This window comes from Staphylococcus sp. GDY8P67P, assembly GCF_017892545.1.
Taxonomy (GTDB): Bacteria; Bacillota; Bacilli; order Staphylococcales; family Staphylococcaceae; genus Staphylococcus; species Staphylococcus ureilyticus.
The window spans coordinates 455,011-473,057 of the sequence record NZ_JAESLH010000004.1 but is presented as its reverse complement, the minus strand read 5'-3'; the positions used below and the strand labels follow the sequence as shown (position 1 = coordinate 473,057).

The window sequence follows — 18,047 nt, the reverse complement described above, 5'->3', positions numbered from 1 at the left end:
TGCGCCCTTTTATGGATGAAACTTGATGATAGATTAATTCTTTTATCCATCTCTTTTTATAAGTGATGGTTTTTAGCATTCTATAGTTTCTCATATGGAAACTTTGTTTCTATATGTTGATATATAAGAAATATACCTTATTTAAATTTTTTAGTAACATTAAATATAAGAGGTGTTATGTATGATTCAAATATCTAAAACAATCAAACAAGAACGTTTAAGGCGTGGAATGACTCAAGAAGCACTAGCTGAATATCTCAATACAACAAAAACAACTATTTCTAAGTGGGAAAACGCCACACTGTATCCTGATATTACAATGTTACCAAAACTAGCAAAAGTGTTTAATATTTCAGTGGATGACCTGCTCAACTATAGTATTACTATGACAGATGAAGAAATTAAGGAAGTATCTATATCATTATCTAAGATAATCAATAAAACTAGTTATGAAGAATATGTATCAACTGTACGTGATTACTATATTAGTCATTGTAATGAATTTAAGTTTCTCAACTCATTGTTAGGGATTTTAGCAAATAATATTTTATATTGTGAGAACGAGACACAAGTTAAAGAAACAACAAAATTGGCACATGAAATAATTAAAACGACAGAGGACAACTCGGAATCTATATATTTGAAAAGACATGCACAAGGATACCAAATATTAATGTATATGTTTGAAGGTGACTATTCATCAGTTATAGATAATACACCTGATTTTGATTTAAAAATTGGTGAAAATGCTACTTTAACTTTAGCTTATTTACAAAAAGGTAATATTTCAAAAGCAAAAAATGTAATTCAGACAGATATGTACCAATCTCTCATGATTTATATGCATGACTTTGCTTTAATGCTTACTTATGACTTATATTCTATTCCAATAGAATATTTAGAATCTAAGCTTCATTATATAAATAAAGCTTTTAATGTGGATTATTTGTACCCATACTTAAGTATGAATTGCTATTATAAATTTGCATTATATTACGTTAAAAATGATGATAATAAAGCCATTCAATATTTGAAGCAGTATTGCCAATGCTTTGATTATTTGACCCAAGATTTTGTGTATCAAAAAGATGAATTTTTTAATGAAATCGATGAGTGGCTAAATACTTTACCATTAGAGAATCGCTTACCAGCAAATTATGAAAACACTTTGAATACAGCAAGTTCTAGGATTTTAGAAAATGAGGATTTTATGACTTTGGATAACTTTAAATCTATAGAAGAAGATGTACACAGAATATATAACAAAGGAATGAAAAATAATTGATACATAGAAAAAAGCTAATAGCATTACTATTATTAAGTTTCACTTTGCTTTCAGCTTGTGATTATTCAAAGTCAGAAAATAGAAATGGCTTTTTCTATAATACTTTTGCAGTATCCATGGATCATCTTTTACACTGGTTAGGCTCTATATTTGATAACAATTATGGATTAGCAATCATTGCAATCGTGTTAATCGTTAGAATTATCATGCTACCCTTCATGTTAGCTCAATCTAAAAATGGACATTTGATGCGTAAGAAAATGGAAATCGTGAAACCTGAATTAACTAAGATACAAGAGAAAATAAAGGAAGCGAATACGCAAGAAGAAAAAATGGTAGCGAATCAAGAAATGATGAACAAATATAAAGAATACAATATGAATCCTATGAAGACAATGTTAGGATGCTTGCCATTACTTATACAAATGCCTATTTTATTTGGACTGTACGTTTCATTAAAATGGCCTTCGAGTGGTGGTTTAACTGAACATACTGATTTTCTTTGGTTTAATTTAACACAGCCTGATATTTGGATTACTATAATTGCTGGTATTTTGTACATTATACAACCCTTAATAAATATGGAAAATATGCCTAAAGAACAACGTTCAATGGGTTATATCATGGCAATTATTTCTCCTATATTCATCATATATATTTCAATCACCTCAGCTTCGGCTTTAGGGCTATATTGGACGATTAATGCTGCATTTTTGATTATTCAAATGTTCTTTTCAAATAAGTATTATTCGAATTTAGCTACAAAAGAGGCTAATCAATTGAAAAGAAAAATTGAAAATAATTAGCATGTTAACTAAATATAGTTAGCTTTCAAGCGATACTTATTGAACTAACAAAACTATACTATGTTATATTGCATTAAGGAAAAAAATTCAATATTTTTGAAAGGAGTTATAAAGTTGCCTGTCTTAGTATTATTCGTTGAAACAATTTTAGTAACAATATTTATGATTGGTAGCATGGTGGGATTTTTTAATAACTCCATTTCCCCATGGATATTAGTTATTTTTTGGGTGGCGAGCATTATTGTTTTATTGGGAACTATTATGATAAGACGTTACTCTAAACGAAAATATAAAAGAGAACTTACGTTATATGAAAAAAGTCCTAACTTAAGAAAGAATGAATATTTTTATCAAGCCCCATTGTACATATTCGATGGTATACATATCAAAGTTCATGGTATGAGCGATACGATATGGACTCCATATTTTAATAATAATCTTCAAAAATGGCTAAGTGTATTTGATATTTTCCCTGTTTATGGTGTTAAACTTACATCACTAGATCATAATATTATGTTAAAAAGAATTAAATTATGGTCTTTAAGGCCACATTATAGTGTCTTTGTTGATGGAAAAGAAGTGGGGATGTTACAGATGATAAAATTGTTAAAAGGAGGAATAAAACAACAAACTCCTTATGTTTTTTCAGACAGTAACGACACATATAATTTTAATAATCCTTATTTTTCAACTAAAACAATGATAACAGGAAAAGAAAACAATGAAATATTAGCAGCGCAACGTTCATTTTTTGATTTAGGTAAAAATATAGTAACTCGACGGAGAGGAGAAAGTCACAATATAGCAATTGGTTCAACTGAATCAGTTATACCTTACCCTAACGAACTTTGGATTGCTCTATACATTCAAGTCATGATAAATAAACAAAAGGATTAATAGTGAAACATTTATTTTATTAAAAGAGTGTATATTTGCACATCGATAGTGTATCGCATTTAAAGCATTTTGCATTCCTACTCACTATGATGTTATAATATAAATAACGAATAGAAAGTCCGTAGATATACACCGAGCCCCAACCTATTGCCGTAGGTTGGGGCTCTTTATGTGATATGGATAGTCGCCTATTTATTGCGTTGGTTTAACCGATAGGTAAACCAAGCTACAATACATCCGGTTATCACAGGTGCAATTACCGTTACGAATAAAAAGTCCACAGACACTCACCTCCTTCCGTCGAAAACATCGCCGGAAGTTAAGGCGACTTCATTATTATATCATTGGTAAATATGTAAGCACATCTACTTCCCACAAGTTGAATGATGTTAGTAAAATAGGGGATAAATGAAGCAATAACAGAAATATATATACAAGAGCAAGAAAAAACATGATAAAAATACATAAATCAAGTGTTAAAGAATATAAGGGTGCATATAAGTGTTATTAAAGTAAGTCAAATACCACTTAAGAGCCCTAGCCACTAAAGCAGACTTATAGCCCAAAAGAAAACCACCCGTGAAACAGGTGGTTTTCTTTTTATAAAAATTAAAATATGTCGCACTTATTGTGCACAGTCATATGGGTTGAAGTCTAATGGCATTGGTGTAGCAAAACCTAACATGACAAAGTCTTCATCACCGGTGTTAGTCATGCCGTGCGCATCTCCTGGGAATGAAACGAATATATCTCCGGCATTAATGGGTTTTTGTTCATTATCATTTGTGAAAAATGTGCCTTCGCCTTGTAGTACAATCCAAACATCATCTGCATCTTTATGTGTGTGACAAGGTAATGATTGTCCTGGTTTAAGACACCAAACCGCACCAGCTGAATGTCGCGTTTCATAAAATATGGTTTTTTTCGCTGCATCGTCAGAAAAATGTTGTAACTCATTTATTTTAAAAAAGCGATTGGATGTTTGTGACATATTTCTCACTCCTGTCAGTTTACAATATAGTTTGGTTGTTCACCGCTCAGTTGCTTAACTACGTTAGATGCTGCAATATCAGCCATCATGTCTCTTGCTTCAAATGTTGCATTGCCAATATGTGGTGTGATAACTACGTTTTTCATTGATTTCAGTGCTTCAGTAATTTTCGGTTCAAACTCAAACACATCAAGTGCTGCACCTTCAATAATACCTTCTTCTAGGGCTTTTACTAATTCTTCTTCATAAACAATTGGACCTCTTGATGCGTTGATTAAATATGAAGTTGGTTTCATTTTTTTGATCGCATTATAGTCAATCATGTGCTTTAACTTTTCATTATATGCACAGTTTAAAGTTACAAAGTCTGAACGTTTTAAAAGTTCGTCTTGTGAAACATATTCTGCATTTAATTCAGCTTCTTTATCTTCATAACGTTTAGGACCTGAATAAAGCACATTCATATCAAAACCTTTAGCACGTCTTGCAACGGCAGTACCAATTTCACCTAATCCAATAATACCAATTGTTTTACCAGATACTTCACGTCCTCTAAAGAATAACGGTGACCAACCGTTAAATCCTTCATTACGGCAAAGTTGATCTCCTTCAGGAATACGTCTTGCAACAGCAAGTAAAATACCCATTGTTAACTCTGCAGTTGAATTGGTTGAAGCAATGGGTGTGTTTGTCACATTGATATCGTGTTCACGCGCAGCTTCTATGTCAATATTATTAAAACCAGCACCATAGTTAGCTATGATTTTTAATTTTGGTGCAGTTTCAATAACTTTTCGGCTCACGTTAGTAGATAATAAAGTGATTAATGCATCTACATCTTTAATTTTTTCTATTAATAATGCTTCGGAAATTAGCGTTTCACCAGTGTACATATCTACGTCAAAATGTTGTTCAAGTTGTTTAAGCCCAGCTTCTGGGATAGCACCTGCGATAAAAATCTTCTTCATAAAAATCGTCTCCTCCTATTATGTGAAAATATTCACAATACTTAATTTAAGTTTAACATTATTTAGTGTTTTGGGTATGTAAAAAGTGCCAAAGTGTATTGTGTGTTTTGTGTGATATGGACAAACTGCATTTGTACGTAGAAAAGTGTCGAAAGTTGATTGAATTTCAAGTGAAAATATAATAATTCATTTTTATATAAGTGTTGAGTGCAAGTATTAGTATATTTATGGAAAACCCTTACATTTTAGTGTAATATTATACTAAGAGGTGATTGGTATGGTGAATATAAAAAAAGACCGTATGAAAATATATGTGTTGGATAATGGGCGAATGAAAATGGATAAAAATTTAATGATTGCAAATTCAAACCAAGCGACATTAGATAGTCCAAATAAAGAAAATGAACTACATGAATTTCCTGTTTATACCGTTTTTATAGATCATCCTGATGCTAAGATATTATTTGATACTGCTTGTAATCCGAATTCAATGGGCGAGGAAGGACGATGGATTAATGCAACACAAAAAGCGTTCCCTTATTTTTCTGATGAATCATGTCACTTACCAAATAGATTAGAGCAATTAGGTGTCGATCCTAAAGATGTGGATATAGTTGTAGCTTCCCATTTACATCTTGATCATGCTGGTTGTTTAGAGTATTTTACTAATGCGACTGTAATTGTTCACGATGATGAATTCAGTGGTGCAATGAAGTGCTATGCGCGTAATCAACAAGAAGGTGCGTACATTTGGAGTGATATCGATGCTTGGATTAAAAGTGATTTGAGTTGGCAAACTATAGCGCGAGATCAAGCACATCTAAACCTTGTAGATGGTGTGAAAGTACTTAACTTTGGTAGTGGACATGCCTGGGGAATGATTGGTTTGGAAATTGAAACTGAAGAGTTAGGAACACTCATCTTAGCCTCTGATGCTATTTACACACAAGAAAGTATGGAACCTAAATTACAACCACCTGGTATTCTTTATGATTCAGTTGGTTGGGCAAATTCAGTGGAATATATTAAGCGCCTTGCTCAAGAAAAGAATGCAGAGATTTGGTTTGGCCATGATGGTAACCAATTTGAATCTTTTAGAAAGTCTACGGATGGTTATTATGAGTAAAGGATGTGTGAAGCAATGAAAACAAAAGCTGCAGTATTATATGAAATGGGTGTTGAAGGGCCATATGAAAAAATGAAGCCTTTAAAAATAGAAACTTTAAACCTTGATGCCCCTAAACAAAATGAAGTGCTAATTAAAATTCATGCCGCGGGTTTATGTCACTCTGATTTGTCAGTAATTAATGGGAGTCGTCCAAGACCAATGCCTATGGCGCTTGGCCATGAAGCTGCAGGTGAAATTATAGAACTAGGTGAAGGTGTTAGTGATTTTGAAGTTGGAGATCACGTTGTCTGTACTTTTATCCCTAGTTGTGGCAAATGTATACCATGTCGTGAAGGAAGACCAGCATTATGTGAAAATGGTGCAGCTTCCAATGAGAAAGGTGAGATGATAGAAGGTGGGTTCCGCCTATCTAAAGAAAAAGATGTCATACATCATCATTTAGGTGTTTCTGGATTTTCAGAATATGCTGTTGTCTCAGAAAATTCAATAGTTAAAATAGATCCAGAAATTCCTTATGAAAGAGCAGCAGTGTTTGGTTGTGCTGTCATTACAGGCATAGGTGCTGTTATAAATACAGCTCAGATTAGACCGGGGAGTAACGTAGCGGTAGTGGGTCTTGGTGGCATTGGACTCAATGCTATAATAGGTGCGAGACTGGCTGGTGCTAATGAGATTATTGCTTTAGATATTAACGAAGATAAATTTGAAATTGCTAAAACTTTAGGTGCAACAGCAGTGTTTAACTCAAGTGATGAAAATGTGATTGATGATGTTAAAACATATGTAACAGGTGGCGCTGAATACGTGTTTGAAACAGCAGGTGTAGTACCTGCAATGCAAGTAGCATACGCGATAACAAAACGGGGTGGTTCAACAGTGACCACAGGTTTACCTGATCCAAAAGCAGAATTTTCATTTCCACAAGTAACGTTAGCTGCTGAAGAGAGGACGATTAAAGGTTCATATGTTGGAAGTTGTGTTCCTGATCGTGATATACCAAGATTCGTGAGTTTATATCGTCAAAACAGACTCAATGTTGATCCATTAATCAGTGATATTATCTCATTAGATCAGATAAATAAAGGGTTTGATCAATTAGCAAATGGCGATGCCGGTAGAATTATTATCAAAATGTCTTAATTAATAATTCAAAATATATAAAACAAAGGTTAAGTTGCGCGTAAAATCAACAAACAACTTAACCTTTTTATAATAGAAAAACGTTGTGAGTTCATATTACATGATACCAATCATTTTCATCCAAATTGATCCTATGCCAATCCAAACGATAAAGTAAACAATACCGAGAATAAAATTCATTGTCCACCAACGTTTTTGGCTTATATAATCAGCAGAAAATAGTATCGGTGCAGGACCGCTACTATAATGTGTTGTTGAAGCTAATAGGTTACCGAAGAAACCTAATATTAAAGCGCTGAATAATGGCGGTGCACCAGCGGCGACAGCGACTCCTAATAGTGCAGCATACATCGCACTAACATGTGCCGTTGCGCTTGCAAAAAGATAGTGTGAATAAAAATAGAAAACAATTAATAATATGAGCACGATTGGCCAACTAAAATTACCTAAGCTGGATGCAATTAACTTACTTAACCAAGGGATAAAGCCCAGTTTATTAAGTTGATCAGCCATTAATACAAGCACTGAAAACCAAATTAATGTGTTCCAGGCGCCAGTTTCATTTAAAATATCTTTCCAATTTAAAACGCCTGTAATGAGTAAGAGTGAAAGTGCAATAAATGCTGTTAATGTAGCATCTATTTGAATGACACTTCCAGTAATCCATAAAGCGAGTGCTATGATAAAAATAGCAATCATAAATTTTTCTGGAATGGATATTTTACCCATTTTCATTAATTCTTTATGTGCCCAGTTTTTAGCATTTGGCGTTTTTTTAATACTGGGTGGATATATTTTATAAATAATGAACGGTACTATGATCAAAGAAATCAAGCCTGGCACAAGTGCAGCTAAGAACCAGTTCATCCATGTTATATGTACATTCGCAGTGCTTTCTGCAAGGTTTTGTGCGAGCGGATTACCAGCCATCGCAGTTAAAAACATTGCAGCAGTAATTAAATTACCTTGAAATTCAGTGAAAATTAGAAAAGCACCCATTTTTCTTTCTGTACCTTTTTTTGGGTCTGAGCCAAATGATTCAGATAAAGATTTAATAATTGGGAACATAATACCACCTGCACGTGCAGTATTACTAGGTGTTGCCGGTGCTAATATAAGATCTACGCCTACGAGTGAGTACGCGAGTCCCAAAGTCTTTTTACCAAAAAGATTAACGAATTGTAATGCGATACGTCGTCCTAAGCCTGTCTTCACAAAGCCTCTTGAAATAAAAAAAGCTATGACAATGAGCCAAATACTATTATTGCCAAAACCTTGTACGGCATTTTTTATATCAGAGACGCCTGTAATTACCATGACAGTAAAACCTAGTATAGATACAGCTCCAATAGGCATTGGTTGTGTGATACAAGCAATAATCGTTGCCACAAAAATAGCAAACATATACCAAGCTTGTATACTAAGTGAATCTGGTTTGAAAGGGGTGAGCAGCCAAATAAGTATACCGATCACTAAAGGTAAAATGAATTTACGGTACTTTATTGAGTTTTGCATACTACAATTTCCTTCTTTCCATACAGGTTACTTACTACAGTTATCAATTTATACTTATAAAAAAGAGATGTAAAGAAAAAAAGGTTATAGACAATTAAATGCTGAATGATTCATTTTGTGAATCAAATTATTCGAAGTTTTGAGGTATATTAGAAAAACTAGAAATCAGTTTACGTACTTATACGAAAATTGATCATGGGAACAGGGCTAATATGGGGTTTTACACACTCGGGAAGTCTTCGGTTTGTCTGCGCGTACTGTGCGCTCATGCTCATATATATTATAAAAAGACGACTTCTTTACAAATTTTAAATAAAGCAATCGTCTTTGTAATTGTTAAAAATTATTGTGCTGTATAGCCGCCGTCAATTACGATTGCTTGTCCAGTGACACTTTGAGCTTTATCGCTAGCAATGAATACAGCATAATCAGCAACTTCTTGAATATTTACAAGTTGTTTTTGTGGAATTAATGGGAATAGTACGTCTTCTAATACTTGTTCAACACTCACATTTCTTGTTTTGGCAAGGTCATTCATTTGGCCTCGAACGAGTGGTGTATCAATGTATCCAGGACAGATCGCATTGACTGTCACACCATCTTCGGCTGCCTCTAAAGCTGTAACTTTTGTTAGACCGATGATGCCGTGTTTGGCACTGTTATAAGCAGATTTGCCAGAAAATCCTACAAGTCCGTTGATAGAAGACATGTTTAAAATTCGTCCGTATTGTTGTTGCTTCATTAGCGGAAGTACATGCTTTGTCATAATAAAAGTACCAACTAGCATAATATCTATCATTTGTTTGAATTTATCAGTTGGAAAATCTTCAATATTTGCCACGTTTTGAAGTCCTGCGTTGTTAATTAAAATATCAATTTGTCCATACTGTTTTACGGTTTTATCCACTAATGCTTCTACATCTTTTTCATTAGAAACATCCGCAGTAACACCAATACAATCAAAGCCGTTTGATTTAAATGATTCAACTGTACGATTTAATGCATCTTGATTAATATCGGTAAATACAACTTTTGCACCTTCATTTAAAAACACCTGAGCAATTTCCAACCCAATGCCACTCGCTGCACCTGAAATAATTGCGATTTTGTCTTTTAACATATGTTTGCCTCCCTTTTTATATCATATTTAGCTTACATTTGTTCAATGGATTAGTAAAATAAAGGATTTAATTGTGCTATATATGCTCTTTTTGTGGGAGTTCGATTATAGAAAGACAAACAATTCAATAATAATTATATTTTAACAGAAAATAATAGTATAATTCATTTTAGGAAGAAGGTATAATTTAGTGTAGTTAAAATGAATAGGAGGCTAAAGTTATTGAGTAGGAAAGAATATTTTCATCACGTTGATCATCGGAAAAAGCAACAAAACTCTAAATTAACACTGTGGATAACATTTATTATTACACTGATATTTACCATAGTAGAGTTTGTCGGTGCCATACTTTCAAATTCTTTAGCATTGTTATCTGATTCGTTTCATATGTTAAGTGATGTTATCGCATTAAGTTTGTCTATGGTTGCGATATATTTTGCAACGAAAAAGCCTACGTCACGTTTTACATTTGGTTATCTGAGATTAGAAATCTTAGCTGCTTTTTTAAATGGTTTAGCATTAATGATTATTTCATTATGGATACTGTATGAAGCAGTTAAGCGTATGATTTATCAACAACCAATTGAAAGTGGTGTTATGGTTATCATAGCCACGATTGGTTTATTCGTTAATATCGTTTTGACAATCGTGCTTGTACGTTCTTTAAAACAGGAAGACAATATCAATGTTCAAAGCGCATTATGGCACTTCATGGGGGATTTATTAAACTCAATCGGTGTTATTGTTGCTGTCGTGTTAATCCACATAACAGGATGGCAGATGATAGATCCAATCATCAGTATCATCATTTCCTTAATCATATTACGTGGTGGATGGAAAATTGCTAAAAATGCTTGGTTTGTATTGATGGAAGCTGTGCCTGAAAAGTTCGATATTGATAAATTAATTGCTGATATGAAAAGTATAAAAGGGATTGATGATGTTCATGAATTTCATTTGTGGAGTATAACCACGGAACACTTTTCTTTAAGTGCCCATGTTGTACTAAGTGCTCCATCTGAGGATGAATCATTTAATGTCATAAATAATGTTTCTAAATTATTGGAAAATAAATACAATATCAAGCACACAACGTTACAAATTGAAAACCTTAGCATCAATAGTCATTCTAAGACATATTATGAAAATTTGAAATCATAACTATTCAGTGTTTGTAGAAATTTAATTTGTTGAATGTATGATTATATAGACAGAGAGAAATATAAAATTTAAATAAGCTTTCATTATCACGATAGAGAAAAACACCATCTTTTTTATAAAATATGATTAATTTGAAAGAGCTACATCTTCTTAGTTTTAATTTATTGGAATACACTATATAATTTTAAGCAATAACTTAGAAAGGTGTATATGATGGGTCAATATCAAATTACAAAACCATTAAACAATAATGTTATTATTTGTATGCATCAAGAGCGTGAAGTGGTACTTATTGGCAAAGGAATCGGGTTCAATAAGAGACCAGGGATGGTTGTAGATGATGAGACAATGATAGAAAAAGTTTATGCGCTAGAACAGAAAAAGCAACAAGAACATTATAAAGCACTTATTGAACATGCCGATGATTCTGTCATTCAAGCGATTATTGAAGCGATTAATATGATTACTAATACAGATTTAGAAATTGATGATAATCGCTTAATTGTAGCGTTAACGGATCACATTATATTTGCATATAAACGACTCATGCAAAACCAATATATTAATAACCCTTTTGCAATCGAAACGAGACATCTATACCCTGAAGCTTATAAAATAGCTGCTTCAGTTATCTATAAACTCAATTCAGTATTGTCACTTCAATTTCCAGAAGATGAGGTTGGGTTTATAGCATTACATATTGCGTCTAATATGGAAAAGCTAACAATGAGCGAAATGAATAAAATTAATGATTTAATCAGTAAATGTATTCAAATTGTGGAGCATGATTTACACCAATCTATTGATACGACGTCTGTACAATATCAAAGATTTATTAGACATATTCAATTTTTAATTAGAAGACTGAGTATAGGGGAAACGATCAAGTCGCAAACTGAATTTGAAAAGATGTTGAAAGCGCATTATCCGCTGTGCTATAATGTTGCTGTCAAAATAATGAAAATGATGCAAAAACAGTTAGGTGTCACGGTATACGAAGCAGAAGTTATTTATTTAACGTTACATATCAACCACTTAACACAACAATAAATAAGCACGTGTAACTGATTCGATCAGGCATGAGTACTTAGACAGAGCAAAAGCTCAGTTTATTTACTCATGCCTTTTTTTGTGCCTTTGATCTTGTTTTGACGAAAAATAAAGGGACTTATAATATATTATGTTTTGTACATGAACGTTACATAGTTTCTTGAAAATGGAGGATATATTATGTGGAAGAAATTTTTTGGTCAGCTTCAACGTATAGGTAAGGCTTTGATGTTACCTGTGGCCATTCTACCAGCAGCCGGTTTGTTATTAGCTTTTGGGACAGTTTTACAAGGAGACGTTTTACAATCTTATCTCCCATTTATTAAAGCAGATGGATTTCAACATGTTGCTCAAATGATGGAAGGCGCAGGGGTTGTCATTTTCGATAATTTACCTATGATTTTTGCATTAGGCGTGGCTATCGGTTTAGCTGGCGGAGATGGTGTTGCTGCGATTGCTGCATTTGTAGGGTTTATGATTATGAATAAAACCATGGGTGCATTTTTAGGTATTACATCAGATAATGTCAGTGATGCTGCTAGTGGTTATGCAAATGTACTAGGCATACCTACCTTACAGACAGGTGTGTTTGGAGGGATTATCATTGGGGCGTTGGCTGCATGGTGTTATAACAAATTCTATAATATTTCATTGCCAAGTTATTTAGGGTTTTTCGCTGGTAAACGCTTTGTACCGATTATGATGGCAACGTGTTCTTTCATTCTTGCATTTCCGATGGCGTGGATTTGGCCAACCATTCAATATGGTTTAAATGCATTCAGTGAAGGTCTCTTAGAATCTAATACAGGTATAGCCGTATTCTTATTTGGTTTTATTAAACGTTTGTTAATACCATTTGGTTTACATCATATTTTTCATGCACCGTTCTGGTTTGAATTTGGAAGTTTTAAAAATGCGGCTGGACAAATTATTCATGGAGACCAGCGAATTTTTATTGCTCAAATCACTGAAAACGTACCACTGACAGCTGGTAAATTTATGGGTGGGGAATTTCCGGTAATGATGTTTGGACTACCTGCTGCTGCTCTAGCAATTTATCATTCGGCAAAGAAAGAAAATCGTAAAGTGGTTGGTGGTTTGATGTTATCAGGTGCCTTAACATCATTTCTTACAGGTATAACAGAACCGTTAGAATTTTCGTTCTTATTTGTAGCACCGCTCTTGTTCTTTATTCATGCAGTGCTAGACGGCTTTGGCTTCTTAATTATGTACTTATTGAATGTACATTTAGGCTATACTTTCTCAGGTGGATTTATTGATTTCTTACTGTTGAATATCTTACCTAATAAGACAGCTTGGTGGCTTGTTATTCCAGTAGGCATAGTCTATGCAATACTTTATTACTTTATATTTAGATTTATTATCAAAAAATTAAATTATAAAACGCCTGGTAGAGAAGATAAAGAAATGCAAAATAATTCTGTATCAGTAAGTGAGTTACCATTTAAAGTTTTAGATGCAATGGGTGGAAAAGAAAATATTAAACATCTTGACGCATGTATTACACGTTTAAGAGTAGAAGTTAATGAAAAATCTCAAGTAGATGTTGAAAGTTTGAAACAACTAGGTGCTTCAGGCGTACTAGAAGTAGGCAATAATATGCAGGCGATTTTTGGGCCGAAATCAGATCAAATTAAGCATGATATGGCACAAATTATCGCTGGTAATATCACAAAACCAGAAGAGACAACGATTGAAAGTGAAGCGATGAATGAATCAGTTACAGTTGAAGGTGAAACGATTTATGCACCACTTAAAGGTCGTACAATACCGTTGGATGAAGTACCAGACCAAGTATTTAGTGATAAATTAATGGGTGATGGTCTTGCGATTTATCCAGATAATGGAGAGGTTGTGGCACCGTTTGATGGCACAGTAGAGTTAGTCTTCCCTACCAAACATGCGATAGGTTTAAAATCTGAATCAGGTGTAGAAGTGTTAATACACTTTGGTTTAGAAACTGTTGGATTGCAAGGAGAAGGTTTTACAGTACATGTAGATTCTGGAGACACGATTGTAAAAGGTCAATCACTTATGACTGTAGATTTAGACTATATTAAAACACATGCAAAAAGTGACATTACGCCGATTATCGTAACTAATTCTGGAGAACACGAGATTAAAACAACACATGACGGTGCAGTCGACACAGGAGAAGTGTTAATTAAATTATAATATATATAAAACCTCTTAATTCACAATATCGTGTAATTAAGAGGTTTTTTGTAGAAAAACAGTATTAATCTTATCATTCAATCAATTAATCTCCGATAATCATATTATCTATTAAACGTGCTTTGCTGAATTTTACAGCTAGTGAAATGAAAATTTTCCCTTTAATGTGTGTGATTGCTTCTAATTCTGGATAACTATATATAGCTACCGTTTCTATGTTACCGGATGTATGCTGTTCAATATATGTTTTAGCTGTGTCTATTAATTTGGCACTATCACGCTCTCCTTGAAGATATTGTTCGTTTGCTAACTGTAAGCTTTTATATAGTGCAGGCGCTTCTTGTCGTTCTGTATGCGTCAAATAAACGTTGCGTGAACTTTTAGCGAGACCATCAGATTCACGTACTGTATTAACACCAATGATGTCTATTGGATGATTAAAATCCATGACCATTTTTTCGACGATAGCTAGTTGCTGTGCATCTTTTTTGCCGAAATACGCACGTTGTGGGCGAATAATGTTAAATAACTTGTTAACAACTGTGATGACACCATTGAAATGGCCAGGACGTTGTGCACCTTCTAAAACAGTGGCGAGCCTACCAGCATTTAACTTTATCGTAGGTTCTTCAGGGTACATCTCTTCTGCTTCAGGATAAAAGATATAGTCTACACCAACCGATGCTGCTTTAATTTTATCTTGGTCTATATTCCTAGGATATGCATCAAAATCTTCATTTGGTCCAAACTGTAGTGGATTTACAAAAATGCTGATGATTGTAACATCATTTTCCATTACGGATTGTGACATCATTTCCAAATGGCCTTCGTGTAAAGCACCCATGGTTGGAACAAAGCCGATGGACTGATTATTTTCTATTAAATTTGCACTTAGTTTACTCATTTCTTGAATAGATGTAATTAATGTTGTCATTCTGATACCTCATCCATAATTTGTTTTTTATACGTATGTGATTCATCAGGAAATATTTCGTTTTTGACTTCTTTATGATACTGCATTAAAGCTGCTATGCCGCTGGAAAAGTCTCCATATTGCTTGACGAATTTAGCTTGGTGTGGCACTTCATAGTTCAGCACATCATGATAAACCAATACTTGTCCATCAGTATCCTTACCTGCTCCTATACCAATCACTGGGATGTCTAAATTTTTGGTGATTTGTGCAGCTAAATCACTCGGAACAGCTTCTAAAACGAGCATAATGGCGCCAGCTTGTTGTACAGCGTAAGCATCATTTATGAGTTGCTGTGCTGTTTCTTTTGTATTGGCTTGCATCTTGTACCCAGTAATACCAACGCTTTGTGGTGTAAGTCCTAAATGTGAAACGACTGGTAGACCAATGTGATTACAATTTTTTATAAAATCAATTAAATGTGCACCTTCAACTTTGATTGCATTTGCATTAGTTTGTTTGTATAAATCTATAGCATTTTCTAAATCAGAGTGTTCGCTGATGCCAACAGCGCCAAAAGGAACATCAACAACCATAAATGTATTAGGGGCACCACGTCGCACAGCTTTCGCGTGATGGATCATATCTGACATTGTTACTTGAACTGTACTTTCATAACCTAAGACAGTCATACCTAAAGAATCACCAACTAAAAGGGTATCGATTTGTGCAGATTCTGCTTGTTTTGCACTAGGATAGTCATAAGCTGTAACCATTGAAATTTTATTTGCGTGCTGTTTCATATCAATTAAATGTTTTAATGTTAACAATTAAACTCAACTCCGTTGTCTCAATATTTTTATATTTAATCATATATTAACGAATGTATTCAAAAAATAAAATTAATTTAATACATCTTTTTATACTTGATAAATAAATTAAAATGTTTTCTACGAGGAAAATCGACTAAATTGCAAATAATATTAGGTGTGTAATACATATTAGTTTATAATAAATAGTAAATAATAAGTAAAATCACAATATAAATTATTAGTTTTAAAATTTATTAAAGCAAATGATATCAATAATAGATTTTAGGGATAAGAATGAGGGGAAATCATGATTTATACAATAACGAGCACATTACCACCAGTACATGGAGGCAGAACTAAAGCATTGCTAAGCCGAATAAAATTAATAGATAGTGAATTGGGAATCAAAAGTAAAATTTTAACAACGAATTATAATGCCAATTATCCATCTGTTTATGAAAAGTTTATAAATGAAGGAAAGGTGACAGAACATACAGAATTTGAAAATTTATATGATTGGCTGAGTGGTTTCAAACTTTTAGAAACGCCAAAGACTAAATTTAAAAAGCAACCAAAGTATCAAACGATGGACCGGGAACTCGAAGGGTTGGAAAGCAAAAGTTTTAAAGATGGAAATGTTATGAGATATTACAAAAATAATAATTATGTATTGTACAGAAAATATTATGACAATAGCAATATAGTTCAACTTGAAGATTTTATGTCATCTATTAGTAAAAAACGGTTAGAACGTTGGGAATATAATGAATTTGGTCAATTGCATAGAAAGATTTATTACACGCATAAACCTTTTTCAAAATTATGTGAAGTTTATTTTGATACATACGGAGCTATATACTGTAAAAAATTTTTTAATACAGAGCGAGAAAGTTTAGATTATATCCAACTTTATAAAGATGATAGACCTTACTTATCCTTTAATAGTGAAAAAGCATTATTTAAATATTATTTCGACCATCGGTTCAGTGAGGATGATGTGGTATTTAATGATGCTAGACTTTTAGATGAACCATTATTAAATCAAACCCATGCGACTAAAAATATTTTAGTTTTTCATAATAGTCATTTGAATGGACAACAAATGAAAGGTTCATATAAATTTGCACTCAATCATTCTGAAAAAGTAGAAAAATATTTAATATTAACTGAAAAGCAAAAAGAAGATATTTTTAGCCAAGTATCACTAGATGAAAGACAATTATCAGTAATACCACATTCGATTAAAACTTATAAATCACTTGCAAACGAAAATAAGTTAGATCGCTTTGTTTTTATAGGTAGATTAGGTTTTCAAAAACAAGTAGACCATTTAATTAAAGCGTATAAGCAATTTTTAGATTATGGCTATGATACGAAATTATCCATATTTGGTATGGATGAAGATGGACAGAAAAAAGTGTTGTTGGATTTAATTGAGCAGTTTGGCATTCAGGATCAAGTAGAAATCAACGCTTTTACGAATAATCCTTTGAGAGAATTTCAACAATCAAAAGCCTCACTTTTAACAAGTAAATTTGAAGGATTTGGTTTAACTGTCATGGAGAGTATCGAAGTTGGTTGTCCAGTAATTGCTTATGATGTGAGATATGGACCGTCAGAGATTATAAATCATGGTGTGAATGGTTATCTCGTTGAGCCAGATAATATTAAAGCGTTTGCTGACTGTATGGCTAAAATCATCGATGAGCCATTTAATAACGTACAGACTAGACCCGAACTTAGTCATGATAAAGCTGTAGAAAATTATAAAAAACTATTTCAAGACATCGGGTATACTAAATAATAAAATTTTTTCTGTCTCTCTTTATCATATATTAATCAGTATGTTTCTGCTGCATATTTTACAAAATAAAACATATACGAAAAAACAGTTGTCATTGCTTAATCAAAGCAGTGTCACTGTTTTTATTTTGTTATTATCCATTTGAAGGTTGGTCGTTGTGATTTAAAATATTAATAAATTGAATAAAATACTTGTCTCTTATATACAGCGTGTTATATTAATGTTAATTGCAATTGTTTTTTAAACTATTTTATTGTTCG

16 protein-coding genes are annotated in these 18,047 nt (G+C 33.0%); 9 read left to right on the top strand and 7 right to left on the bottom strand.

The features are described 5' to 3' along the window. The first annotated feature begins 181 nt into the window (after positions 1-181). The 3 genes from KA833_RS02175 (at position 182) to KA833_RS02165 (ending at position 2,988) form a co-directional block, all read left to right on the top strand. Complete coding sequence (locus KA833_RS02175; protein ID WP_210128264.1) at positions 182-1,285, top strand: helix-turn-helix domain-containing protein; 1,104 nt, start codon at positions 182-184, stop codon at positions 1,283-1,285. After that, on the top strand, positions 1,285-2,091 hold the full coding sequence (gene yidC, locus KA833_RS02170; protein ID WP_348634288.1) for a membrane protein insertase YidC: 807 nt from the start codon (positions 1,285-1,287) through the stop codon (positions 2,089-2,091). The genes KA833_RS02175 and yidC overlap by 1 nt, the downstream gene beginning before the upstream one ends. Before the next feature lie 114 nt (positions 2,092-2,205). Further along, on the top strand, positions 2,206-2,988 hold the full coding sequence (locus KA833_RS02165; RefSeq protein WP_070038784.1) for a hypothetical protein: 783 nt from the start codon (positions 2,206-2,208) through the stop codon (positions 2,986-2,988). 188 nt (positions 2,989-3,176) lie between these two features. Here KA833_RS02165 and KA833_RS13965 read toward each other — a convergent pair whose 3' ends face one another. From KA833_RS13965 to KA833_RS02150, 3 genes are all read right to left on the bottom strand, one after another. Continuing rightward, complete coding sequence (locus KA833_RS13965) at positions 3,177-3,269, bottom strand: type I toxin-antitoxin system Fst family toxin (RefSeq protein ID WP_107360142.1); 93 nt, start codon at positions 3,267-3,269, stop codon at positions 3,177-3,179. A gap of 344 nt (positions 3,270-3,613) precedes the next feature. Next, positions 3,614-3,979 carry a cupin domain-containing protein gene (locus KA833_RS02155; RefSeq protein WP_210128266.1) on the bottom strand — a complete coding sequence of 122 codons (366 nt, stop codon included), beginning with the start codon at positions 3,977-3,979 and terminating at the stop codon, positions 3,614-3,616. Positions 3,980-3,993: 14 nt separating this feature from the next. Further along, positions 3,994-4,947, bottom strand: a complete 954-nt coding sequence (locus KA833_RS02150) for an NAD(P)-dependent oxidoreductase (RefSeq protein ID WP_210128267.1) — start codon at positions 4,945-4,947, stop codon at positions 3,994-3,996. Between the two features lie 277 nt (positions 4,948-5,224). Between KA833_RS02150 and ahlS the strand changes: the two genes are divergently transcribed. Next, positions 5,225-6,073, top strand: a complete 849-nt coding sequence (gene ahlS, locus KA833_RS02145) for an AhlS family quorum-quenching N-acyl homoserine lactonase (protein WP_210128268.1) — start codon at positions 5,225-5,227, stop codon at positions 6,071-6,073. A 15-nt stretch (positions 6,074-6,088) separates the two neighbouring features. Next, the gene (locus tag KA833_RS02140) at positions 6,089-7,216 is read left to right on the top strand and encodes a zinc-dependent alcohol dehydrogenase family protein (protein ID WP_192947813.1); all 1,128 of its coding nucleotides are present in this window, start codon (positions 6,089-6,091) and stop codon (positions 7,214-7,216) included. A gap of 96 nt (positions 7,217-7,312) precedes the next feature. Here KA833_RS02140 and KA833_RS02135 read toward each other — a convergent pair whose 3' ends face one another. Both KA833_RS02135 and KA833_RS02130 read right to left on the bottom strand, forming a co-directional pair. After that, positions 7,313-8,731, bottom strand: a complete 1,419-nt coding sequence (locus tag KA833_RS02135; RefSeq protein WP_046206908.1) for an anion permease — start codon at positions 8,729-8,731, stop codon at positions 7,313-7,315. 343 nt (positions 8,732-9,074) lie between these two features. Continuing rightward, a complete protein-coding gene (locus KA833_RS02130; protein ID WP_145381065.1) occupies positions 9,075-9,851 on the bottom strand; it encodes a 3-hydroxybutyrate dehydrogenase in 777 nt (258 codons plus the stop codon). A 201-nt stretch (positions 9,852-10,052) separates the two neighbouring features. Here KA833_RS02130 and KA833_RS02125 point away from each other — a divergent pair, with 201 nt between their 5' ends. The 3 genes from KA833_RS02125 to ptsG all read left to right on the top strand — a co-directional run bounded on the left by KA833_RS02125 (position 10,053) and on the right by ptsG (position 14,258). Further along, entirely contained in the window at positions 10,053-11,012 is a 960-nt protein-coding gene (locus KA833_RS02125) for a cation diffusion facilitator family transporter (protein ID WP_210128269.1), read from the top strand. Positions 11,013-11,225: 213 nt separating this feature from the next. Next, the gene (gene glcT, locus KA833_RS02120; RefSeq protein ID WP_064209921.1) at positions 11,226-12,062 is read left to right on the top strand and encodes a glucose PTS transporter transcription antiterminator GlcT; all 837 of its coding nucleotides are present in this window, start codon (positions 11,226-11,228) and stop codon (positions 12,060-12,062) included. A gap of 180 nt (positions 12,063-12,242) precedes the next feature. After that, positions 12,243-14,258, top strand: a complete 2,016-nt coding sequence (gene ptsG / locus KA833_RS02115; RefSeq protein WP_070658132.1) for a glucose-specific PTS transporter subunit IIBC — start codon at positions 12,243-12,245, stop codon at positions 14,256-14,258. Between the two features lie 85 nt (positions 14,259-14,343). On the opposite strand, the gene panC is transcribed toward ptsG, so the two are convergent. Continuing rightward, entirely contained in the window at positions 14,344-15,192 is an 849-nt protein-coding gene (gene panC / locus KA833_RS02110) for a pantoate--beta-alanine ligase (RefSeq protein ID WP_210123909.1), read from the bottom strand. After that, complete coding sequence (panB, locus tag KA833_RS02105; RefSeq protein WP_204179812.1) at positions 15,189-16,001, bottom strand: 3-methyl-2-oxobutanoate hydroxymethyltransferase; 813 nt, start codon at positions 15,999-16,001, stop codon at positions 15,189-15,191. Before panB ends, panC begins: the two co-directional genes overlap by 4 nt. 289 nt (positions 16,002-16,290) lie before the next feature. On the opposite strand from panB, the gene KA833_RS02100 reads away from it, so the two are divergent. Further along, complete coding sequence (locus KA833_RS02100) at positions 16,291-17,787, top strand: glycosyltransferase (protein ID WP_210128270.1); 1,497 nt, start codon at positions 16,291-16,293, stop codon at positions 17,785-17,787. Positions 17,788-18,047: the final 260 nt, after the last annotated feature.